Below are 21,964 nucleotides of genomic sequence, written 5' to 3' on the forward strand. Positions count from 1 at the left end.
ACTCGCACTCACCGGCATCGGCTCACGCCTCCGTGGCGGCGGCGTGTTCGCGCATGTTGGTGCTGCCGGTTTCGATCCAGATGGTGTTGTGGACGATGCGGTCCATGATGGCGTCGGCGTGGACGCCTGCGCCGAGTCGCTGGTGCCAGTCCTTCTTCGCGTAATGGGTGCAGAAGACCGTCGGCGCGTCGAGGAGTTCGAGCAGCACACTGCGGACGCTCTCATCGGGCGGGTCGAGGAGCCATTCATCGATCACCAGGAGCGTGAAGTAGGCGTATTTGCAGCCGCCCATGTCTCTTCGAGGTCGCGCATGCGGGTGCGGTGCTCCCGGTATCGGTGCTGGCACGCCTGGTTCGCCAACGGAGCCGAGATATGAGTTCCCGGAACCGCTGAAACGCTGGAAGACGACGCTCTCTGTTGCCACGGTTGAAGTTCGCGTGGACATCGTCTACGGCGATCTTGACGCGCTCGCCGAACGGGACCCCGAGCGTGAGTCCGCCAACTTGGCCATCAAGCGCGCCGGCCAGCGCTGGCACGCCCATCTCGCACAGTTTCCGCTTGGTCTCGCCATCGATGCCGCTCATCGCGCCGCTCCCGCGTAAGTAGTCGCGGCCACGCACGTAGCCGGCGGCTCGCGCTCGAACCTCGGACTACGCCCGGCAGGCTGGTCTTGGCTTGCCTCCAGGATCGGCCGCAGGCGCGCGTAGCGGGGCGAGCGCGGCCGGGAGGCCAGCGCGATCCGGCACGCGGCCCCGACGCGGGCGGCCGAATAGCGGCGCCACAGGCGCAGCACCGCCAGCGCCGCCACCGGCACCAACCAGCGCTATCCTGACCTGGCGACCTGGGGGAAGTCCGGTGAGCAGCTCTGAGAAGTGACCGCCGTCAGCGGAGCGGCCCGACGCCCACTCCGAGCGCGCAGCTACGTTAACCCGATGGCGTCATCAATGTGACGTCGACCACCGGATACACATCGCATTCCGGCGCCCCACACTCCGAAACCTACGCAGAACGCAAGGCTGAGACAACTTGAGCAGCAGCGGCTCCCTCGCCGTACGGAGTCGCATCTGTGTCCACCGGCGCCGGCCGCTGCACCACGGCAGCCAGAGTATCTAGGTCCTGTACTAACTGATTCCACCCCAGGTCGACGGTCTCGCTCCACTCGGTCTCTGTTCGAAGGGTGGTGCAGGGCACCCGGAGAAGGAACGCCTCTTTCTGAAGTCCTCCCGAGTCGGTAATTACACCCGCACTCCCTAGGACCGCACCGATTAGTTCCGAGTACGACAACGGCTCGTGAATCTTCAGCGACCCCCGCTCCAGATCGAGGTCCAACGCAGACGCCTTCGAGAGGAATCGCGGATGAGCGAATAGCATTACAGGCTTGTCCAGAGCCTGCAACGCGGCAACTATTGCCCGCAATCGCGCGGGGTTATCAGTGTTCTCCGCTCGGTGAATCGTCGCCGCGTAGTAAGAACCCGGTTCGCTTCCTGACAGCGCGACGAGGCCGAGCGCGCGCGCTTCGTCCCTCGCCCGGTGCAGCACATCGACCATGACATCACCGACCAGCACGCTGCGGTTGGAGAGACCCTCACGCGCCAGATGTGACATTGCAGTGACCGTAGGTGCCAAGAGCAGGTCGGCCGCATGATCAGTGAGAACCCGGTTGTGCTCTTCTGGCATGCGCCTGTTGAAAGAGCGCAAACCAGCCTCTAGATGCGCAACAGGGAAATGCATCTTGACGGCGCTCAATGCGCCGGCGACGGTCGAGTTGGTGTCGCCATAAACCAGCACCCAATCAGGGGTGTAGTCCTCAAGCACCCTGTCCATACCGCTCAGTATTGCGCCGGTCTGATGGCCGTGGCTCCCCGACCCGACAGCCAGGTGCACATCCGGCGCTGAGATTCCCAGTCCGTCGAAAAATACTTGGGAAAGCATCGGATCATAGTGCTGACCAGTGTGCACGATCACGTGCTCGATGCCACTCTCCCGAAACTGTCGGTCGATCGGCGAGAGTTTCACGAACTGCGGGCGCGCACCAACTACACTCATTACTTTCACACGACGATCTTAGCTTCCCTCATCGTGTTGGCCGGTCCCGGTAGGGCTGATGACGCCTAGATGCTCGGCCAGGCCGCTGGGAGAGATTCCCGTCCGGTAGGCCACGGTCGCCGCCGACACCCCTTACTCCACCCTGCCTATCATCCCGCCCGGTAGCACTTGTCGGCGCTCCACCCAGGGAGGGCGTCAGCAGGCACCGCCTCGTGAGGCCCCGTAGACTGTGCTGGATGGCCCACCTTTCCCCTCCAAAAATCATGCCTAGCGCCGACGTCGATGCGCGAGCACTCATCGGCGACGGCACCAGCGTCTGGCATCTCGCGCAGATTCGCGAATACGCGCGCATCGGAGCCGAGTGCATAGTCGGCCGCGGCGCTTACATCGGCACTGGCGTCAAGCTAGGCGATCGCTGCAAGGTGCAGAATTCGGCTCTGATCTATGAGCCGGCCATCCTTGGTGAGGGCGTGTTTATCGGCCCAGGTGTAGTGCTCACCAATGACCTCTACCCTCGGGCAATCACGGAAGATGGCCGCTTGAAGGCTGCGACCGACTGGGAAGCGACGGGGGTGACAATTGGTCGTGGAGCGGCCATAGGCGCGCGTGCTGTGTGCGTTGCGCCCGTAACCATTGGCGACTGGGCGACGGTGGCCGCAGGCGCTGTCGTCACCCGAGATGTCCCCGCGTTCGCGCTGGTGGCGGGCGTGCCAGCTCGTCAGATCGCGTGGGTGGGTCCCGCCGGGCGGAAGCTTGAGTTACGAGACGGTCGATACGTGTGTCCTGCAACCGGTACGGAGTTCATTGAGACTGAAGGAGTTCTCTCGCATGCCTGAACTTATCGCCGCCGCGAAGCCGATCATCGGCGATGAAGAGCGACAGGCCGTCGACCGCGTCATGAGGTCTGGGATGATCGCTCAGGGGCCCGAGGTAGCGGCCTTCGAGGTCGAGTTCGGCGCCCAACTCGCCGGAGGCCGGACCTCGGTAGCCGTCAACTCCGGCACAGCGGGGTTGCACCTCGGCTTGCTCGCTGCCGGCATTGGCCCGGGTGACGAAGTGATTGTGCCGTCGTTCACCTTCGCCGCGACCGGAAATTCAGTCGCGCTAACGGGCGCGACGCCGGTCTTCGCCGACATCGAGCTCGACACCTACTCGCTCGACCCCGCGGCAGTCGAGAGCGCTATCACGCCTCGCACCCGGGCAATCATGCCGGTCCACCTATACGGACACCCCGCGCGAATGCGCGAACTACGGACGTTAGCTGACACGCACGGCCTAATGCTGTTCGAGGACGCTGCGCAAGCGCATGGCGCGTCACTGGACGGTGCGCTGGTTGGGACCTTCGGTACGTTCGCCATGTTCAGCCTCTACCCCACGAAGAACATGACAAGCGGCGAGGGCGGGATGGTCGTCGTCGAGAGGGAAGAGCTCGCCCGCGCGGTGAAGCTGCTCCGCAACCAGGGCATGGAGCGGCAGTACGCGAACGAGGTCATTGGCTTCAACGCGCGAATGACAGATATCCACGCCGCGATCGGGCGTGTGCAGTTGAAAAAGGTGGGTGCGTGGACGGCGAGGCGCCAAGCGAATGCCGCGCGACTAGACCGCGACCTGAGGGGCGTGCGCACTCCGGTCGTGGCGGACGGGGCATCGCACGTCTATCACCAGTACACGATCCGCGTCGACGACGACCGTGACGGCTTCTCGCGAGCGCTGAAGGACGAGCACGGCATCGGCAATGGTGTGTACTACCCGATTCCGAATCACCGGCTGGACTCGCTGGCGAAATTTGCATCCGGCCTCGACCTCCCGAACACCGAGACGGCTGCGTCGACCGTTGTGTCTCTACCTGTCCACCCCTCACTAGATGAGGCAGACCTAGACCGGATCGTCTCCGCCGTCAACGCACTGGCACGAGCGGGCGCGTGATGGCAGTGCTACGGGCGGGTCTGATCGGCCTTGGAATGATGGGCCGCCACCACGCGCGGGTGATGCGCGAGATCGATGGCGTCGAGCTCATTGCAGTTGCGGACGCGATGGGTGATCCGCACGGCGCGGCCGGCGATCTCCCGACGCTCTCTGGTGTCGACGAACTCATTGGTGCAGATATCGATCTTGCTGTCGTCGCAGTGCCGACGCAATTCCACGAGGACGTCGCGATCCGGCTTGCCAAAGCAGGTGTGCACACGCTCGTCGAGAAGCCAATCGCTCACTCGGTCGCAGCTGGTGCTCGGATGCGAGACGCCTTCGCAGAGCGCGGACTCGTGGGCGCCGTCGGCCACATCGAACGGTTCAATCCAGCCCTGCAGCAGTTGCGGAAGCGTATTCAATACGGAGACCTCGGCTCCGTCTACCAGATCGCGACTCGACGGCAGGGCCCCTTCCCTGCCCGAATCGCTGACGTTGGCGTAGGAAAGGATCTGGCGTCGCACGACGTCGACTTGACCGCGTGGATCGCAGGAAGTCCGTACGCCAGCGTCTCAGGCCAGGTCGCGATGAAGTCCGGCCGACCCCACGAAGACATGGTGTTGGTGACTGGCAAACTCGAGAATGGCGTGAACGTCAACCACATCGTCAACTGGCTCAGTCCGATGAAGGAAAGGCTGACGACGGTCACCGGAGAAAAAGGCACGTTCATAGCCGACACAATGACTGGCGACCTTACGTTCTATGCCAACGGCACAATTGACGTCGAATGGGAATCGATCTCTTCGTTCCGCGGAGTCTCAGAGGGCGATGTCACCCGTTTCGCCTTCGCCAAACGAGAGCCCCTCCGCGTCGAGCACGAGGCGTTCCGCGACGCGGTGCTCGGCCTCGATAGCGACGTAGTAACCATGGAGCAGGGGCTTCACACGCTGGAGATCGTCGAGGCGGCCCTGGAGTCCGCACACTCCGGCCAGACGGTCTCCATTCAACAGCACTGACAAGACCAAAACGACACAAAGGACCCCTTATGCGCATCGCCGTCGTAGCCCTCGGTAAGATTGGCCTTCCCCTTGCTGTGCAGTTCGCCGACGCCGGCCACGAAGTCGTCGGCGTCGACGTCAACGAGCGCACAGTGCAGCTTGTCAACGCGGGCACCGAGCCTTTCCCCGGCGAGGCGGATCTGCAGGAGAAACTCGCCGCTGCGGTAGGCGACGGGCGCCTGCGCGCAACGACGGACTATGCGACGGGTATCCCGGGCGCAGAGGCCGTGGTGCTGGTGGTACCACTATTCGTCGACGACGCGTCCTGGGAGCCAGATTTCGGTTGGATGGACGCCGCAACGCGTTCGCTCGCAGAGCACCTCACCCCCGGCACACTCGTGTCCTACGAAACGACCTTGCCGGTCGGCACGACACGTACGCGCTGGAAGCCGATGCTGGAGGAGATCTCCGGGCTTACGGAAGGCGAGGACTTCCACCTGGTGTTCTCCCCTGAGCGCGTGCTCACCGGACGTGTCTTCCAGGATCTCCGCCGCTACCCCAAGCTCATCGGTGGGCTCTCCGCTACCGGCGCTGAGCGCGGACGGGCCTTCTACGAAGCCGTGCTCACTTTCGACGAGCGACCAGATCTCGCGCGCGAGAACGGCGTGTGGGACCTCGGTTCGGCGGAGGCCGCAGAGATGGCAAAGCTCGCAGAGACGACCTACCGAGACGTCAACATCGGACTCGCCAACCAGTTCGCCGTGTACGCCGACTCCGTAGGCGTAGACGTCTACCAGGTCATCGAGGCATGTAACTCCCAGCCGTACAGCCACATTCACCGACCCGGCATCGCTGTCGGCGGCCACTGCATCCCTGTCTACCCTCGGCTCTACCTCGCGACGGATGGCAATGCCGAGATCGTCCGAACAGCGCGAAAGTTCAATGCGTCGATGCCGGAGCGACTCGTGGCGCGGGCCTCGTCGACGCTTGGCGGCCTCGACGGATTGAACGCCGTTGTGCTAGGCGCGGCCTACCGAGGCGGTGTGAAGGAGACCGCGTTCTCGGGTGTCTTCGCCACTGCAGAGGCCCTCAAGGCCGCGGGAGCCACGGTACGCGTTCACGACCCGCTCTATAGCGACGACGAGCTCGCATCGCTCGGCTTCGACGCGTTCCACATTGGTGACACCGCCGACGTCGCAATCGTCCAGACCGATCATTCGGACTACGCATCGCTAAGTGCATCCGACCTGCCCGGTCTCAAGCTGCTCGTCGATGGCCGGAACATCTCCGATGCCGACAGCTGGCGGGGCACGCCGAGGATCGTGCTTGGCAAGGGCCAGGCGACCGACTGACGCAGATGCGACGAGAGCGGCCGGCAGCGCGCCCTCCTGCTCTACTGCCTCAGAGGCTCAGGATCTCCACGGTCTCGTCGGCCCACACCCAGACCTGTCCACCGACGGCGCTGACCGCGACTTCAGCGCCGGCGCTCGCGCCGCTACACACGGTCTGCACGGCTCCAGCCACCACCACGCCGGCTGCCAGACCATCGCAATCCGTGCTCCCTTCGAGCACGAGCGCCACGCCCGAATCGGCGGGTCCGATGGCGGTAACGCCTTGCGCGACCGATACCCAGTCGCCACCACTCGTGCGCGCCAATGCTTCATCCGCGCAGAGCACCACGCCGTCGCCTGTCGCGACTGCGGCGGAAGGAGCATCGCACGGAGCGTCAATAGCGACACCAGCGAGCACGAGCTGGCCCTGATCGGTGACGTACGATCCTGCCTCCTGCACAGGACTCGGCTCCCAACCGGCACCGGCGGTGAAGGTGCGATGCACGACCGGCCCGCACTGCTCGTCGGCGACCACGACGAGACCCCTTTGCCCGTCCGCACGCGGTTCGAGAGCCAGAACGGTGGCGCCCAGCGCGAGGCCAGCCGGGGACCATGTTGCTCCGCCATCCGACGTGATCTCGAACGTCCCCGGCTCGAGGCAAGAACCCGCAACCGCCCGCCATGCCGCGGAACCATCGATGGCCGCGATCATGCGCGTCCGGCTGGAGGATTCTTCCTCAGCCGTCGCTGAGGGCGTCGCGCCCTGAGTCGTTGGCGCCGACGAACTCACGATCGGCGGTGCCGCTGCGTCTGGCGGCGTGTCATGCGCGCGCATCGCAAGTGCCACGAGCACGACATCGATGACGACGAGTACGGCGATCGCGATCAGACCGAACAGCAGTCTCCGCCCGCCTTGGCTGTCATCGATGAAGCGTCGCATCACCGCTGCCGAGAGATTGAGAGCCGCGGCTTTCTCTCCAACTTCTTCCGCTCGGTATAGCCGTAGTGCCCGTAGCCGTAGGCATCAGCGCCGCGCGTCGGCACCATCGTCAGCACCACGCCGCCGACCTGCGTGTCGGCCGTCTCAAGCAACTGGACTGCACTCTCGAGCTGCGTGCGGGTCGCCTTCCCAACCGAAGCCACGACAATCACGGCTTCCACGTGCTTCGACAGCACGGCCGCGTCAGTGACGGGCAGCAGCGGCGGCGCATCGAACAAGATCCAGTCGAACTCGCTCTGCAGATCCTTGATCAGCGTCGCCATGGCCTTCGAACCCAACAGCTCGGAGGGGTTCGGTGGTATCTGACCCGCGGGCAGGACGTACAAGGACTTGGTGCCCCACTGCTGCACGGCGTCGACGAGCTCAGCGCGTCCGATGAGCACATCCGTGAGTCCGACACCACCGTCGAGATTCATGTAGCTCGCGATCTTCGGCTTACGGAGGTCTGCGTCGACGAGGATCACCGTCTGGCCGGCGTCAGCGAGGGCCACGGCCAGATTGGCGGTCGTGGTGCTCTTGCCCTCGCCCGGCATCGAGGAGGTGACGACGAAGGTACGTGCGCCGTCATCGACCTCGATGAACTGCATGTTCGTGCGAAGCGTGCGGAACGACTCGGATCGAGGGCTCTGCGGGTCTACGTGCACGATCAGTGGCCGCTGCTTCGCCTTGGGATCGAACGCGATCGAGCCGATCATCGGCGCATCGGTCACTGCGCGAACGTCGCGTTCGCCACGAATCCGCGTGTCCAGGACTTCTCGGAGCAGCGCGAACCCGGCGGCAAGGGCCAGAGCAATGAGGGCACCAAGCGCCACGTTGACCGTTGTGCGGGGGCTGACGGGTGAGGCCGGCACCGTTGCCTGTTCCACAACAGCGAGCTGCACTGGGCTCGCGAGTTCCGGGCGCGACTCGATCTCATCTACCGTCGTCGACAGGCTCGCGGCCGTCGCATCGGCGAGCGCAGCCGCCTCCGCAGGCTCACTGCTCGTCGCGGTGATCTCGATGATCGCCGTCTCCGGCACAGTTGTCGCGCTGATTCGTGAATCAAGAGCGCCGCGCTCGACATCGAGCTGGAGCGCAGCGATCACACCGTCGAGCACCCGCTGGGAGTCAACCAGGTTCGCGTAGGTCTGGACACGCGACAACGAGTACGTGTTGCCCTGAGCGAGCTCTGCGGTCGTCTCACCTGATTGCACGGACACGAAGACCTGTGTCGAGGCCGAGTAGGTAGGCGTCTGCACGAGCGAAGCCACCGCGCCAACTCCCACGCCGACGAGCGTTGCGGCCACCAGCAACACCCAATACTTCCTGATGATGCGGATGTAATCCGAAAGCTCCAACTTGACTCCCTAAGCGTGGCTGGGCGCGACAAGAGTGGGCGCACGCCCCAGATATCTTGTCACACCGAGGGTTTCGTCCTCAGCGCCCGCCTCTGGCGAGCGCGCGAAGACCAACAGCGATGCGCTCGACGTTTTCCTCTACGGCGTCTGCTGATCGGCGATAGACCTCTAGCTCGAGGCGATACGGATCTTCGATGTCGAGCTCCAGCGGGTCTTCGTGCGCTGGCATGAGGCCTCGCGCTGTGACAGCAGCGTCTACGACCCTGCGCATGAACGCGGCGAACCCGTCGTCTCCCAGGGACTCAACTACCATCTCGACGTCGCCGTCCGCCAGGGCATCGATGATGGTCGCGAACTCGATCAGCGTGAAGACTCGTCGGTTCGCGTTTGGCACGAGGCTGGCCGCCGCCGCCCGATGCTCGCGCCCCATGCCGAGGATCAGGTCCGCATCGCCGACGTGGCGCTCGTCAATCCGACGCGCACGGTGCTCCAGCGTGTCTGCAACGCCGAGTCGCACCGCTTCTGCGGCGGCATGCTTGTCCATCGGATCGCCGTCGAAGGCCTTCGTGCCCGCGCTGGTCACGTTCATTGCCGGGATCGTGGTCCTGCCGAACGCTGCAGGAATCCGTGAGCGGAGGAGCTGCTCGGCCTGGGGCGAACGGCACAGATTGCCGGAGCAGACCGTAAGGATGCGGAAGACGTTGTCCGTTCTCGCGGGCTCTGAGGACTTCCGACTCGGCAGGGGCATGGAATCAGGATATCGGCCGATCAAACCACGCAGCCTGCATTTGTCGCGGCGAGCAGCAGGTAGCCTGACAGGCGATCACCGCACCGACGTCATGAGAGGATGCGCCGCTATGCCGATCGAAGGCACCCGACGCTGGGCTTACTTGGGCCTAAGCGCGGCCGCGCTCTTCGCGATCGGATCTCTCGTCGCCGTCACGCTCGTCTCTCAGCAGCGAGAAGTGGGTGCCGAGAGCGCGGGCGATGCAAGCTCCGCACTACAGGAGCGATACGCCGCCGCCGCGCAAACGATCGAGACCTGGGAAGCTGACCACCAGCAAGCGGTGTGCGACGTCGCCGGCCGCATCGTGAGCGCCGTTGACATCGAGCAACGAATGGATGCCGCGCTGGAGAGCGCCGCGGTCGTGGCAGACGCGTGGCTCATCATCAACCCGCCGCCGCGCGCGGCCTTTGAGATAGAACGGGCCGCGACGGCGGAACGCTTCGCAGCCGGATTCACCACAGCCGAGGACCAAGCCGTCGCTGCTCAGTACGAAGGCGTCGCGGACGTGGTCGCTGCATGTCTTGCAGAGCCGCCCACGGCACCGCCAGCGATTTCCGCACCGACTCAGTCAGATGTGGAAGCGATCGAGGCACGGGCGGCTGGACTGGGTGATGCATCTACACCGGATACCGCGCGCCTAGACTCGCTCGAAGCCGCGATCGCAGACTTCTCCCCCGCTCTGCTAGCTGCAGCGGACGAGGTCGTGAACGTCAATCGACTCTCTACAACACAAGAGCCTGTGCGGACCACTGCTGACTCGTTGCGGTCAGCAACGGATCCGTCGGCGACGATCGACGTGCTTGAAGCGCTCACTGCCCATGCGAATGCCGCCCTCGGCCTCCAGGCGGAAATCGAGGCCGAGGACGCTGCGCAGCAGGAGCAGGATCCCGCACCGCAGCCGCAACCGGCACCGGGTCCGCAGCCGGCGCCGCAGCCGGAGCCGACGCAGCCCGAGCCGACGGACCCCGGAGACGGTGACGTAGGCGACTCACCTGTCGACCCCGAGGTGCCGTAGCCCTACGCCGCCTCCCGCTGCTCGCGCCACATCATGTCGCAACTGACGCAGTGGAGGAGGCCGTCAGCGGGGCGAACGCGTGGAGCGCGCAGTTCGCAGAGCGGGCACTCGCTGGTCTCGTACTCGACACCATTGTCGAGCGTGTAGATGGTCATACCGACATTCTGTAACAGCGGTCGCAATACTCGCGCACGACGCGCCTCAGCATTGCGGACGGATGTCCTCAGCCCCACCCGAACCTCGCCGATTACGATCGATCCATGCGCCGTCTGACGCCCGCCCTCGCCCCGCTGATCCTCGCCGGCCTGCTACTCACCGGCTGCACATCGTCCGGCGCCTCCACCGGGACCCCGCCAGCCGCCGAGCCAGCCGCGACGTCGACGACCGGCACCGAATCGGCGACCGAGCCCGCCGCATCCGCCGACACTGCAGCGGCGGCTGTGCCCGAGTGCGACGGCATCCCGTTCGAGTCTGGAGCGGTCATTCCGGGTGAGCAGCTCGGCGAGTGCATGGCTGCGGCGATGCTCGCTGCCGGCTCGGGCACGCATCGCGTCGACTCGAGCGACGGCACGTCGTCCACCGTGCAGTTCGAATGGACGCCGCAGTTCTCGATGAGCGCTGACGGCGATTTGCCAATGGTGGTGCGCGGCGAAAACGGATGGGCGATGCTGCCGGAGAGCGGCTGGGTGCAGGCCGACGAGGGATCGACCGACCCGCAGGTGGTGCTCGCCACCGCCGCGGTGAACCTCACCCGCGTCTTCGGCGACCCGCGCACACTCGGCGCGGCCATGGCGCAGAGCGACTGGCGCGTGGTCGACGAGACCTCCGTGCCTGCGACGGACGCGGTGGCGGATGTCGCCTGGCAGCTCGAGCCCGCCGGCGCGTTCTCGATGCTGGGCATCGCCATCACCGACTACCAGCTGTGGCTCGGCAACGACTACCTCGGCGCCTACGCGGTCGGCACGGCGGCGGTCGGCGACATCTCGGCGACCACCAGCAACACCTTCCTGCAGTGGGGCGAGCCGGTCGAGATCCCGGACCCGACGCAGTTGTGACGCGCGCCGCATAGGCTGGCCCGGCACCCCAGACACAGGAGAACCCATGCGCGTGCTGCTCACCGGCGGCGCCGGCTACATCGGCACCCACACCGCGATCGTGCTCACAGAGCACGGGCACGAGGTCGTCATCCTCGACGACCTCTCCAACAGCAGCGAAGAGGCGGTGCGCCGCGCCTCGCACCTGGCCGGCACCGAGCTGCCGCTCGTCGTCGGGGACTCAGCCGACCGCCAGCTCGTCGCCCGCACGCTGCGCGAGCAGCGCATCGACGCCGTCATCCACTTCGCGAGCTTGAAGTCGCCCAACCAGTCCATCGCGCATCCGCTCACGTACTACCGCGTGAACCTCGACTCGGCGATCGCCGTACTCGAGGCGATGAGCGAGACGGGCGTCGCCCGGCTGGTGTTCTCGTCCTCCGCTGCGGTCTACGAGCAGCCCGGCGCAATGCTGCGCGAGGATGCCCCGAACGGCCTCGCACTCGGCCACCCGTACGGGCGCAGCAAGGCCATGATCGAATCGATCATCACGGATGCGGCGACCGCCGACCCCGTGCTGCAGGCCGCGGTGCTGCGCTACTTCAACCCGGTCGGCGCGCACTCCTCGGGCGACATCGGCGAGGACCCGCACGACATCCCGAACAACCTGATGCCCTACCTCGGGCAGGTCGGCACCGGCGAGCGCGAGCAGCTGCAGATCTACGGCGACGACTACGACACCCCCGACGGCACCGGCGTGCGCGACTACATCCACGTCGTCGACCTCGCCGAAGGGCACGTCGCGGCGCTCGAGGCGCTCGAGCCGGGCGTGCTCACCGTCAACCTCGGCACCGGGCAGGGCACCTCGGTGCTCGAGGCGCTGCACGCGTTCGAGCGGGTCGTCGGCCGCGTACTGCCGCACCGCATCGTGCCGCGCCGCGAGGGCGACTCGGCCTACGCCACCGCCGACCCGACGCTCGCGCACGAGCGGATCGGCTGGCGGGCCCGCCGCACGTTCACCGACGCGGTCGCCGATCAGTGGCGCTGGCACCAGGCCAACCCGCGCGGCTACCGCGGCTGAACTGCCCGGGGCGAGTGGACGCATCCTCTCGTCTTTGCACCCTCGACGTTCTCAGGCGACGGGTGCATGCTGGCGGCATGGCTGACACCTACCACCACGAACCCCCGTACACGATCGGCGTCATCTGCGGCAGCATCGCGGCCTCGTCGATCAACCGTCGACTCGCGAACGCGCTCATCAAGCTCGCGCCCGAGGCGCTGCAGTGCTCGTTCATCGAGATCGACACGCTCGATCTCTACGATCGCGACCGCGACGGCGACTACCCGCCCGAGGCAGTCGCGCTGAAGCAGTCGATCCTCGACGCCGACGGCATCCTCATCGTCACTCCCGAGTACAACCGCTCGATCCCCGGTGCGCTGAAGAACGCCATCGACTGGGCCTCGCGCCCCTACGGCGAGAACGCGCTGAGCCGCAAGCCCGTCGGCATCATCGGCGCCTCACCCGGCGGCATCGGCACCGCCGTCGGCCAGCAGCACCTCAAGGCCATCCTCTCCTTCTGCAACGCCCCGATGATGAACGAGATCGAGGCGTACATCACCTTCAAGGAGGAGGACTACGCCGAGGACGACACCGTCACGAACGAGTCGACCAGGGAGTTCCTGCAGACCTACATGCACACCTTCGATGACTTCGTGCGGCGGGTGCTGACCGTCCTTCCGCAGCAGGGCTGAGGCGGCTCAGCCCGAGAGCACGGCTTATCCAACGGGTTATGCCCCGGATCCGGCAGCACGTGGCCCGGCCAGAGCGACGAGGCTTGTCGCGATTCGCGCGACATGCCTGTCGATCGCGTCAGCCGATCGGCGATAGACATCTGCAGACCTCCGATACGGATCCTCAACGTCGAGCGTCCCGCTGAGCCGTGCCAAGTCGCGCCCGTGGTCTGCAGCATTGACAACCCGGCGCATGAACGCTGCGAAGCCGTCAGCACCGAGTGGCGGGATCTGGTGCAGCGTCGGGTCGCACGCGAGTCGGTCGATGACGGCGCTGAACTCGCCGAGTTTGAACACCCGCTCAGCATCGCGCGGTGCCAATCGCTGGACTTCGCCTCGGTGGGAGCGTTCCATCGTGAGCACCAGATCGGCGGCGGCGACGTCCCGCCTGCGGAGTTGCTGCGCACGGTGAGCCTCGGCATCCCGCGCGCCGAGCCGGGCGGCTTCGATGGCCGAGTAGGGATCCATCGGCGCAGCCACCAACGCGTGCGTGCCGGCACTGGTTACCTCGAGCGCCGCGATGGTCGAGCGGCCGAACGCTGCCGGAACGCGGGCGCGCACCAATTGTTCGCCCAGCGGAGAGCGGCAGATGTTTCCGGTGCAGACGACGAGGACGCGGAAGACGCCTGCGGGTCTGCGGTTCGAAGGAACCCACCGGACGGGAAATGTCACGAAATCAGATTACGAGCGGGGTGCCCGCCTCGTCTTCGATTCAGGCGGCACCTCGCTCAGCAGATGCTCAGGAAATGGGGGACATAGCGCTTCGGCGCCCGTGAGCGCGCGTCGATGCCGGGCGAGGGCGACAAAAATACCCTCGTCGTGCCTCAGTTCGAGAGCGCCTGCCCGATCGCGAGCTCGCCGATCGCGCGAGCGAGCCGGGGCGCATACTCCTCGGCAGTGTTGGCGCGCCGCGGTGCGCGGATGGGCGTGTGCAGCAGCCCTCGCACCCCGCAGGCGACGGCGATGACGCTGCGCGAGAAGGCCGGCAGGCCGCGCTCGAGGATCGACACGACCGCGCGCCCGTAGGCGGAGTTCGCGACCGTCTCGAGCGTCAGCGTGAGCTCCTCGAGGGTGAAGATGCGGTGCCGCACCAGCAGCGGTCGGTGGAGGCCGTGCAGGTGCTCGGCGTCGCGGCCGACGATCAGCTCGGCCGTGCGGCACAGCGCCCGCTGCGCCCTGGGCGAGCGCACAAGCGCGAGGTCGAGCTCGCGCACCTGCACGGCGTCCGCGAACTTCGTGCCCCCGAGCACCGCGGCCAGCTCGTCGACGACCAGCTCGATGACGCGCTGCGAGCGCTCGACATCGCCGTCGTAGACAGCGAGCACATGCACGATGGGCTCGGAGGCGCGCAGCTTGGGGGTACGAGCACGAAAAGGCACGTATTCCATCGTAGGCAGACGTGTGCCCCGCCGAGCCGCGCTCAGGTCAAGATCTGCTCAGGGAGCGGCGCCAGCAGCTCCTCGACCAGGGCCGCTGCCCGCTCCGCTCCCCCGAGCGCCGCGAACTCCGCCGCGATCACCCGCGCGCGCTCCCGGAACGCCGGCTCCTGCAGCACCCGTCGCACGGCGTTCCTGACCCGGATGGGTCGTGGCCGCCCCGTGCGCAGGTCGAGCCCCGCGCCCGACCAGGCGACGCGTGCGGCGATCTCGGGCTTGTCCAGCGTGCCCCCGGCGACCACCAGCGGCACGCCGGCTGCCAGCATCTCCAGCACGCCACCCCATCCGCCATTGGTCACCCCGACCGCCACATGCGGCAGCACCGCCGAGAACGGCACGAAGTCGACCAGCCGCGCGTTCGCGGGCACATGCTCGGCGGTGCTGCGGCCGGCAGTGGTGCCGATCACCCGCACCTGCTCGTGGGTGAGGGCGAACAGGGTCGGCTCGAGCAGCTCGACCGGATCGGTGTCGACCATGCCCTGCGTGACCAGCACGATCGGGCGCGGCTCGACGGCGAGCGTCTCCGCCCACAGCGGCGGGGCGCCGAGCGTCGCCGCGCGCGGCTGCAGGTGCCCGACGAACTCCACCCGCGCCGGCAGGTCGCTGCGCGGGAACTCGAGCGAGGCCGAGCCGGTCGCGATCACCAGCTGCCGCGAGTAGATCGCCTCGGCGAAGTGCCGCCCGTTCTCGAGCCCGAGCTGCGCGCGCAGGGCGCGGTACTCGCGATCGGCCCGCTCGCCGAGGTGCGGCGCGAACGCCCGCAGCAACCGGTCGCGCAGCCTGCCGCTGATGCCCCTGCCCGGCTGCAGGCCCATGCCGGGCGGCGGCAGATCGCGGCTCGGCATCGTCAGCGGCACCAGCGAGAGCGTCGCCCACGGCAGCCCCAGCAGCTCGGCCGCCAGCCCCGTGCCGACCGACATCACGTCGCCCACCAGCGCGTCGAACGGGTGCCGCCGGTGCGCCGCCAGGATGTCCTCCACCTGGCTCATCGCGGTGTCGAGGAAGAGGTGGTGCAGCCGGCTCTGCGAGCCGCGCGCGCCGGGCTCGCCGGCGCCCGGCAGCGCGTCGATCAGCTCCTGCTCCTGGATCTCGTGCGCATCTCGCCACAGCACCGTCTCGCACCCAAGCTCGTCGAACGCATCCGCATACCTCGCCCCCGTGTAGGCGGTGACGCGGTGCCCGCGCTCGACGAGCGCGGCGGCGACCGCCGTCATGGGCCGAGCGTGACCTGCAAGCGGCAGTGCAGTCACGAGCAGGTGTGCCACTTGGCAACGGTACGCCCGTCTTCGGCAACCTTGAGAGGACTTGTGGAACAACGTTACGGGTCTTGAGCGTCATGCGCGGCCGCTGAGGTGGCGCACCAGATGACAGAGTGTCGCCATGAGCCTCGACGTCGCAGCGCTGCGCACCCAGTTCCCCTCGCTCGCCTCCGGCCTGGCCCACTTCGACGGGCCGGGCGGCACGCAGACGCCCGCGGTCGTGGGCGAGGCGATCGCCCGCACCATCACCGGGCCACTGTCGAACCGCGGCACGCTGTCGCTCAGCGAGCGCAACGCCGACGACGCCGTCACCGCCTTCCGCAGCGCCTTCGCCGACCTGCTGGGCGCCACGCCGCGCGGCATCGTCTACGGGCGCAGCGCCACGCAGATCGCCTACGACGTCTCGCGGATGCTCGCCAAGACCTGGCAGCCCGGCGACGAGGTGGTCGTCACCCAGCTCGACCACGACTCGAACGTGCGACCGTGGATCCAGGCGGCGGATGCGGTGGGTGCCGTCGTGCGCTGGCTGCCGCTGAATGCGGCGACGGCCGAGCTCGACCTCAGCGCGCTCGACGAGATCGTGAACGAGCGCACCCGCCTGGTGGCGGTGACCGCCGCCTCCAACCTGCTCGGCACGAAGCCGCCGGTGGCACGCATCGCGGCGCGGGCGCACGAGGTGGGGGCGCTCGTCTACGTCGACGGCGTGCACTACGCGGCCCACGCATCCGTCGACACGGCCGCGCTGGGCGCCGACTTCTTCGTCTGCTCGCCCTACAAGCTCTACGGCCCGCACTGCGCGGCGCTCGCCGCCGACCCGGCGCTGCTCGAGACGCTGCAGCCCGACAAGCTGCTGCCCTCGACCAACGAGGTGCCGGAGCGGTTCGAGCTCGGCACGCTGCCGTACGAGATCATGGCCGGCGCGACCGCCGCGGTCGACTTCATCGCGAGCCTCGCGCCCGCCTCGCCCACGAGCGGCGCCGACGCGGGCGCCGCCGGCGCGCGCGGCCCCTCCGGGAGTTCCACCGACGAGCGCCCCCGCCGCGAGCGCCTGATCGCAGCCAACGAGGCGATCGACGAGCACGAGCTGCGGCTGCGCGGCCGCATCGAGGAGGGCCTCGCCGGCTTCGGCGACCGCGTCACGCTGCACTCGGTGGCGCGCGAGCGCACCTCCACGCTGTTCTTCACCTTCGCCGACCGCGACCCGGTCGACGCCACCCGCTTCCTCGCCGAGCGTGACATCGTCGCACCCGCCGGCAGCTTCTACGCGCACGAGACCTTCGCGGCGCTGCAGCGCGGGCTCGGGCTGACAGCCGAGGCGGGCGTGCGCGTGGGACTCGCGCCGTACAACGACGACGCCGAGATCGACCGGCTGCTGGCGGGGCTGGCCGACTTCCTGTGACGCCCGTGCCCACCGATGACGACCGCCGCGCCATCGTCGCGATGCGGCACGTGCGCGACCGCATCGACCGCGAGTTCGACCGGCCGCTGAACGTCGAGGCGCTCGCCGCCGGCGCCCACATGTCGGCGGGGCAGCTGAGCCGCGAGTTCGCCCGCATCTACGGCGAACCGCCCTACAGCTACCTGATGACCCGCCGCATCGAGCGGGCGATGACGCTGCTGCGCCGCGGCGACCTGTCGGTCACCGAGGTCTGCTTCGCGGTCGGCTACGGCTCGCTGGGCACCTTCAGCACCCGTTTCAGCGAGCTCGTCGGCGTCTCCCCCAGCGCCTACAGGCGCGACCACTCGCAGGCCGCCGCGGGCATCCCCGCGTGCCTGGCGAAGCAGGTGACCCGACCCATCCGGTGAGTCGCTCGCTCAGGGCCCGCAGGGCACGCGCGGTTCGTCGGCCGGCGGCGAACCGCCGCCGAGCTGGTGCCAGCGCTCTTCGATGGTCAGGTGCCGGTCCTCCACCGCTTCCGTGATGAGGTAGGCGAGATCGGGCCGACCCATCCGCTTGGCGTAGAAGGCGAGCGCCACCTCGTCGAAGTCGGCGTGCACGCCCTTGCCGATCACCCAGAGCGGTGCGCGGGGGTTCCTCGGGATGATGCGCTGCAGGGTGGGATTGCTGGTCGTCATGAAGAGCGCTTCGAGCAGCGACGTCGACACGAGTGGCGAGACAGCCGCGGCGTGCAGCACGCTCCGGTCGCCCTCGCGGAGGATGCGCACCTCGAACTCGGTCGTGACCGGCAGCTTGCGAGAGGCCCCGCGCAGGCGCGCGCGGTCAGCCCGGGTCGACAGGACGGCAGTGATCGCGCCGGTCACGGTCTCGGTGTCAGTCAGCGTCACGGTCTCGCTCCTTCTGCTCTCCTGTGCGACGGCCCACTCCGCTGCGGCACGACGGCGGGCGCTGCTTACAGTGTAAGCACATATCGGCTTACAGCGTAAGCAGCGATACGGTGTGCGGGCGCGGAGGTTGCCGGCGCGGCTCGGGCCGCACTGGGATGCCGAGCCGTGGAGTACGCCGAGGAGGGCTGAAGATGATGCACCAGGAGCAGCACCCGGCGCCCGCGCCGACGCGCCGGCTCAGCCGCGAGGCGATCATCGACACGGCCCTGGCGCAGATCGATCGCTCCGGCGCGCAGAGCCTGTCGATGCGGTCGCTCGCCCAAGAGCTCGGGGTCGAGGCGATGTCGCTCTACCGCTACGTGGAGGGCAAGGACGATCTGCTCGAGCGTGTCGTCGAGCAGCTCATGGGCGACATGACCTCGCGGCTCGATGCCGACCTCACCGAGCACTGGCAGGGCTTCCTGCAAGCGCTCGCCAACGAGGTCCGCCGCCTCGCGGTCGAGCATCCGAAGGCGTTCCCGCTCGTCGCCACCCGTCCGCCGGCAGCGCCGTGGCTGCGCCCGCCGCTGCGCAGCGTCGAACTCGTCAACACCTTCCTCAGCACCCTGCTCGGCTTCGGATTCACCGACGAGCAGGCCGTGCACACCTACCGCTCGTTCAGCAGCTTCCTGCTCGGCCAGCTGCTGCTCGAGGCCTCCGTGCGCGGCGTCGACCCCGTCGACACGCCGTTCGACGACGCCGACCCCAGCGGCGACGACGACGAGTCGACGCTGGCCGACGCGCCCCAAGTGCTGCGGCTCCGGCCGCTGCTGAGCGAAGACCGCAGCGAGGCAGAGTTCGAGACCGCGCTCGAAGCCGTGCTCGACCGACTCGCGCGCGACCTCGCGCAGTGACCGAGCGCATCCGCCCCACCTCGTCAGGATCGAAGAAGCGCCACGGGGCCGATGCGGCCTAGCGTTGCGGCCATGGATATCAGCATTCACTACGCGTTCCTCCCCCACACCGACGGCGAGGCGGCGCTGGGCTTCTACCGCGACACGCTCGGCTTCGAGGTGCGGCAGGACGTCGGCTACCAGGACATGCGCTGGCTCACCGTCGCGCCCGCCGGCTCGCCCACAGCGATCGTGCTGCACCCGCCGGCCGTCGACCCGGGCGTGACGGATGCGGAGCGCGCGGTCGTGCTCGACCTCATGGCGAAGGGCGTCTACACGGCCCTCACCCTCGCGACCGACGACCTCGACGAGCTGTTCGAGCGCGTGCAGGCGGCGGGGGCGGATGTCGTGCAGGAGCCCACCGACCAGGACTACGGCGTGCGCGACTGCGCCTTCCGCGACCCGGCCGGCAACCTCATCCGCATGAACCAGCGCTAGCGCTGCGCCGTCGGGTCGAGAACGCGGACGCCGAACCTGCCGAAGCCGCGGTCGGCGGTGACGAGGGTCGCGCCATGCTCGAGCGCGATCGCCGCGTAGTAGGCATCGGGCACGTCACTGCCGCGCAGCCGATGGTCGGCGACCAGCTGGCTGAAGATCGACCAGTGCCGTGCGCCGGCGCGCACGACGGCGGTCTGCGGTGCGGCCAGCAGCGCATCGGCGAAGGCGATCGCGTGCGCTGGCGCCGAGGGCTGCTCGAACACGCGAGGATGCGTGACGATGCGCACCATCGCGCTCAGCGCCAGCTCGCTCACCCCGATCGCCTCGTGACCGCCGAGGGCGCTCTCGAGCCAGGAGCGCATCGGCCTGCTGAGCGGGGCGCCGTCATTGCGCTGGGCGCCGACGAGCACGTGCACGTCGAGGAAGAGCATGTCAGCGGCTGCTCTCGCCGAGCAGCCCACCCATCGCATCGCGGTCGAGCAGGTCGACGCCGTCGCGCAGGCCGCCCGCGTACCGGAACTCTGGCAGCGTCACGGCCGCCCGTGACTCGTCGTGCTGCTGGAGTGCGCGGCGCAATGCGTCCTCGATCACGGAGCCGATCGTCTGGTGCGTGCGCGCAGCCTGCAGCTTCGCGGCGGCGAGCAACTCGGCATCGATGTTGACGGTGGTGCGCATGCGACGCTTCATAACATCACTCGCCGTGCATCGAAGCATCAACGACAGCCATCGTCGTCGGGGCGCTCACCCCCACTACAGCACTCGCACTCACCGCCGCGGACCCGTTCGAGATTCGCGGACCTGTTCTATCGGGTCCGGCAATCCCGAAAGGGTCCAGCTCCCCGCCGGCCACCGCATCCGCCCCGCGGCATAGGCTGGCAGGCGATGACCCGACAGCAGCCGCAGCCCCCGGTGCCGCGCCGCGGGCTGGCGCTGGCGGTGCTGCTGCTGCCCATCTCGCTGACCCTGCTGAGCGTGACCAGCATCAACGTGGCGCTGCCAGCGATCCGGCAGAGCCTGGCGCTGACCGGCAGCGAGCAGGCGCTCGTGCTCACCTCCTACACGGTCGCCTTCGCGCTGGTGCTGCTGCCGGCCGGCCGCGCCGGCGACCGCTACGGCCACAAGCGCGTCTTCCTGGTCGGCGTCGTCGCCTTCACGCTCGCGTGCGCCTGGTGCGCGCTCGCACCCGATGCGACCCAGCTCATCCTCGCCCGCGTCCTCGCCGGCATCGCCGGCGGGCTGGTGCTCACGCCGCTCAACGCGCTCATCCAGCTGCTGTACGGCAGCCACGAGCGCGCCCGCCCGTTCGCGATCATGGGCGCGGTCTTCGGCGCCGCGAGCGCGGCGGGCCCGGTGCTCGGCGGCCTACTCATGCAGGTCGGAGGCGAGTACGGCTGGCACTTGGTGTTCTGGATCAACGTGCCCTTCGGCGTGCTCGCCATCGCCGCCGCCGCCCTCCTCCTGCCGCCCGACCACCCGCTCGGCGCCCGCGGCTCCGACCCCCTGGGACTGACGCTGTTCAGCCTCGGCGTCGTCACGGTCGTGCTGCCGTTCGCGACCGGCACCGGCGTGACGCCGACGAATGCGGGGATGCTCGGGGCCGGCCTGGCGATGCTGGTCGCCTTCGCGCTCTGGGAGCGGTGGCGCGAGCGGACCGAGCGGTTCGCGATCGTGCCGCTGCGGCTGTGGCAGCGGCCGCTGACCATCGGCGTCGTCTCGACCTTCCTCGGCTTCGCCGCCTTCACCGCCTCATTCCTGATGCTGGCGCTGCTGTGGCTCGACGGGCTCGGGCGCTCCGCGATCGAGGCGGGACTCGTGGTGACGCCGTTCGCGTTCGGCAGCATCATCGGCTCGATCGCCTCGCGGCCGCTGAGCGACCGCTTCGGAGTGCGCGTCGCCGGCGCCGGACTGCTGCTGATCACCGCCGGGCTGACGGTCGTCAGCGTGCTGATCGCGACGCTGCCGCCGGCCTCGATCACCTTCCTGCTGATGCTCGCGCCGCTGCTCACCATCGGGTTCGGCGTCGGCCTGTTCGTGGGCCCGAACACGAACGCCGCCTTCGCGCTGACCGAGCACCGCGACGCCGGCGTCGCCTCAGCGATGATCACGACCGCGCAGCGCACCGGCACCGCCGTCGGCATCGGCGTGCTCTCGGCGCTCTACGCCCTCGCGCCCGGCGGCTCGGCCTCCCTCGCGAACCAGACCACCGCATCCGTCATCAGCGCCTCGCTGGCGGCCGTCGCGGTGCTCGTGCTGCTCGTCGGGCGCCGCAACCGCAGCGTGCCCGCCCCGGCGCACGCAGCCGTGCCCGCGCCGTGAGCGCCTCGCGAGACGACGTGACCTGAGCGGCTCATAGCCGTGCATGGGATCCTGTC

24 protein-coding genes and 1 pseudogene are annotated in these 21,964 nt (G+C 68.1%); 13 read left to right on the forward strand and 12 right to left on the reverse strand.

Translation table 11 applies throughout. The annotated features are described in order from the left end of the window. Positions 1-22: 22 nt before the first annotated feature. Positions 23-584 (reverse strand): annotated as a pseudogene (locus BM288_RS14760) (ATP-binding protein). 415 nt (positions 585-999) lie between these two features. Then, positions 1,000-2,055 carry a non-hydrolyzing UDP-N-acetylglucosamine 2-epimerase gene (wecB, locus tag BM288_RS02210; protein WP_092915423.1) on the reverse strand — a complete coding sequence of 352 codons (1,056 nt, stop codon included), beginning with the start codon at positions 2,053-2,055 and terminating at the stop codon, positions 1,000-1,002. Positions 2,056-2,282: 227 nt separating this feature from the next. Between wecB and BM288_RS02215 the strand changes: the two genes are divergently transcribed. Genes BM288_RS02215 through BM288_RS02230 form a run of 4 tightly spaced genes read left to right on the forward strand, consistent with a single transcriptional unit; the run spans position 2,283 to position 6,301 of the window. Further along, positions 2,283-2,882, forward strand: coding sequence for an acyltransferase (locus BM288_RS02215; RefSeq protein WP_177220218.1), 600 nt, complete (start codon positions 2,283-2,285; stop codon positions 2,880-2,882). Next, positions 2,875-3,972, forward strand: a complete 1,098-nt coding sequence (locus BM288_RS02220) for a DegT/DnrJ/EryC1/StrS family aminotransferase (protein WP_092915427.1) — start codon at positions 2,875-2,877, stop codon at positions 3,970-3,972. The genes BM288_RS02215 and BM288_RS02220 overlap by 8 nt, the downstream gene beginning before the upstream one ends. Further along, the gene (locus BM288_RS02225; RefSeq protein ID WP_092916183.1) at positions 3,972-4,967 is read left to right on the forward strand and encodes a Gfo/Idh/MocA family protein; all 996 of its coding nucleotides are present in this window, start codon (positions 3,972-3,974) and stop codon (positions 4,965-4,967) included. Before BM288_RS02220 ends, BM288_RS02225 begins: the two co-directional genes overlap by 1 nt. A 29-nt stretch (positions 4,968-4,996) precedes the next feature. After that, entirely contained in the window at positions 4,997-6,301 is a 1,305-nt protein-coding gene (locus BM288_RS02230; RefSeq protein WP_092915429.1) for a nucleotide sugar dehydrogenase, read from the forward strand. A gap of 49 nt (positions 6,302-6,350) precedes the next feature. Here BM288_RS02230 and BM288_RS02235 read toward each other — a convergent pair whose 3' ends face one another. From BM288_RS02235 to BM288_RS02245, 3 genes are all read right to left on the reverse strand, one after another. Further along, complete coding sequence (locus BM288_RS02235; RefSeq protein ID WP_092915431.1) at positions 6,351-7,220, reverse strand: hypothetical protein; 870 nt, start codon at positions 7,218-7,220, stop codon at positions 6,351-6,353. Next, positions 7,220-8,617 carry a tyrosine-protein kinase domain-containing protein gene (locus tag BM288_RS02240; RefSeq protein WP_092915433.1) on the reverse strand — a complete coding sequence of 466 codons (1,398 nt, stop codon included), beginning with the start codon at positions 8,615-8,617 and terminating at the stop codon, positions 7,220-7,222. The genes BM288_RS02235 and BM288_RS02240 overlap by 1 nt, the downstream gene beginning before the upstream one ends. A gap of 79 nt (positions 8,618-8,696) precedes the next feature. Next, positions 8,697-9,365 carry an arsenate reductase/protein-tyrosine-phosphatase family protein gene (locus BM288_RS02245; protein WP_092915435.1) on the reverse strand — a complete coding sequence of 223 codons (669 nt, stop codon included), beginning with the start codon at positions 9,363-9,365 and terminating at the stop codon, positions 8,697-8,699. 109 nt (positions 9,366-9,474) lie between these two features. On the opposite strand from BM288_RS02245, the gene BM288_RS02250 reads away from it, so the two are divergent. After that, positions 9,475-10,419, forward strand: coding sequence for a hypothetical protein (locus tag BM288_RS02250; protein ID WP_092915437.1), 945 nt, complete (start codon positions 9,475-9,477; stop codon positions 10,417-10,419). A 2-nt stretch (positions 10,420-10,421) separates the two neighbouring features. On the opposite strand, the gene BM288_RS14385 is transcribed toward BM288_RS02250, so the two are convergent. Next, entirely contained in the window at positions 10,422-10,574 is a 153-nt protein-coding gene (locus BM288_RS14385; RefSeq protein WP_177220219.1) for a hypothetical protein, read from the reverse strand. A 105-nt stretch (positions 10,575-10,679) separates the two neighbouring features. Here BM288_RS14385 and BM288_RS02255 point away from each other — a divergent pair, with 105 nt between their 5' ends. The 3 genes from BM288_RS02255 to BM288_RS02265 all read left to right on the forward strand — a co-directional run bounded on the left by BM288_RS02255 (position 10,680) and on the right by BM288_RS02265 (position 13,202). Continuing rightward, complete coding sequence (locus BM288_RS02255) at positions 10,680-11,474, forward strand: hypothetical protein (protein ID WP_092915439.1); 795 nt, start codon at positions 10,680-10,682, stop codon at positions 11,472-11,474. A gap of 46 nt (positions 11,475-11,520) precedes the next feature. Further along, complete coding sequence (galE, locus tag BM288_RS02260) at positions 11,521-12,531, forward strand: UDP-glucose 4-epimerase GalE (protein ID WP_092915441.1); 1,011 nt, start codon at positions 11,521-11,523, stop codon at positions 12,529-12,531. A 77-nt stretch (positions 12,532-12,608) separates the two neighbouring features. Then, the gene (locus BM288_RS02265) at positions 12,609-13,202 is read left to right on the forward strand and encodes an NADPH-dependent FMN reductase (protein WP_092915443.1); all 594 of its coding nucleotides are present in this window, start codon (positions 12,609-12,611) and stop codon (positions 13,200-13,202) included. Positions 13,203-13,238: 36 nt separating this feature from the next. On the opposite strand, the gene BM288_RS02270 is transcribed toward BM288_RS02265, so the two are convergent. From BM288_RS02270 to BM288_RS02280, 3 genes are all read right to left on the reverse strand, one after another. Continuing rightward, a complete protein-coding gene (locus tag BM288_RS02270) occupies positions 13,239-13,913 on the reverse strand; it encodes an arsenate reductase/protein-tyrosine-phosphatase family protein (RefSeq protein ID WP_092915445.1) in 675 nt (224 codons plus the stop codon). Positions 13,914-14,065: 152 nt separating this feature from the next. Then, complete coding sequence (locus tag BM288_RS02275; RefSeq protein ID WP_143102986.1) at positions 14,066-14,620, reverse strand: hypothetical protein; 555 nt, start codon at positions 14,618-14,620, stop codon at positions 14,066-14,068. Between the two features lie 41 nt (positions 14,621-14,661). Then, positions 14,662-15,891 carry a glycosyltransferase gene (locus tag BM288_RS02280; RefSeq protein WP_092915449.1) on the reverse strand — a complete coding sequence of 410 codons (1,230 nt, stop codon included), beginning with the start codon at positions 15,889-15,891 and terminating at the stop codon, positions 14,662-14,664. 166 nt (positions 15,892-16,057) lie between these two features. Here BM288_RS02280 and BM288_RS02285 point away from each other — a divergent pair, with 166 nt between their 5' ends. Both BM288_RS02285 and BM288_RS02290 read left to right on the forward strand, forming a co-directional pair. After that, on the forward strand, positions 16,058-17,335 hold the full coding sequence (locus tag BM288_RS02285; RefSeq protein WP_092915451.1) for a cysteine desulfurase-like protein: 1,278 nt from the start codon (positions 16,058-16,060) through the stop codon (positions 17,333-17,335). A gap of 41 nt (positions 17,336-17,376) precedes the next feature. Continuing rightward, positions 17,377-17,742: a helix-turn-helix transcriptional regulator gene (locus BM288_RS02290; RefSeq protein ID WP_092916185.1), complete on the forward strand. Its 366-nt coding sequence runs from the start codon at positions 17,377-17,379 to the stop codon at positions 17,740-17,742. 9 nt (positions 17,743-17,751) lie between these two features. Here BM288_RS02290 and BM288_RS02295 read toward each other — a convergent pair whose 3' ends face one another. Next, entirely contained in the window at positions 17,752-18,222 is a 471-nt protein-coding gene (locus BM288_RS02295; protein ID WP_092915452.1) for a hypothetical protein, read from the reverse strand. Between the two features lie 191 nt (positions 18,223-18,413). Between BM288_RS02295 and BM288_RS02300 the strand changes: the two genes are divergently transcribed. Both BM288_RS02300 and BM288_RS02305 read left to right on the forward strand, forming a co-directional pair. Beyond that, positions 18,414-19,115, forward strand: a complete 702-nt coding sequence (locus BM288_RS02300; RefSeq protein ID WP_092915454.1) for a TetR/AcrR family transcriptional regulator — start codon at positions 18,414-18,416, stop codon at positions 19,113-19,115. Positions 19,116-19,187: 72 nt separating this feature from the next. Then, positions 19,188-19,592, forward strand: a complete 405-nt coding sequence (locus BM288_RS02305; RefSeq protein ID WP_092915456.1) for a VOC family protein — start codon at positions 19,188-19,190, stop codon at positions 19,590-19,592. Here BM288_RS02305 and BM288_RS02310 read toward each other — a convergent pair. Then, positions 19,589-20,023 (reverse strand): TA system VapC family ribonuclease toxin, encoded by a 435-nt coding sequence (locus BM288_RS02310; RefSeq protein ID WP_092915458.1) that lies wholly within the window; start codon positions 20,021-20,023, stop codon positions 19,589-19,591. The genes BM288_RS02305 and BM288_RS02310 overlap by 4 nt on opposite strands. Position 20,024: 1 nt before the next feature. Beyond that, entirely contained in the window at positions 20,025-20,267 is a 243-nt protein-coding gene (locus BM288_RS02315; RefSeq protein WP_143102987.1) for an antitoxin, read from the reverse strand. A 207-nt stretch (positions 20,268-20,474) separates the two neighbouring features. Here BM288_RS02315 and BM288_RS02320 point away from each other — a divergent pair, with 207 nt between their 5' ends. Beyond that, positions 20,475-21,908: an MFS transporter gene (locus BM288_RS02320; protein ID WP_092915462.1), complete on the forward strand. Its 1,434-nt coding sequence runs from the start codon at positions 20,475-20,477 to the stop codon at positions 21,906-21,908. Positions 21,909-21,964 lie beyond the last annotated feature (56 nt).

The sequence above is a fragment of the Agrococcus baldri genome, assembly GCA_900114805.1.
GTDB lineage: Bacteria > Actinomycetota > Actinomycetes > Actinomycetales > Microbacteriaceae > Agrococcus > Agrococcus baldri.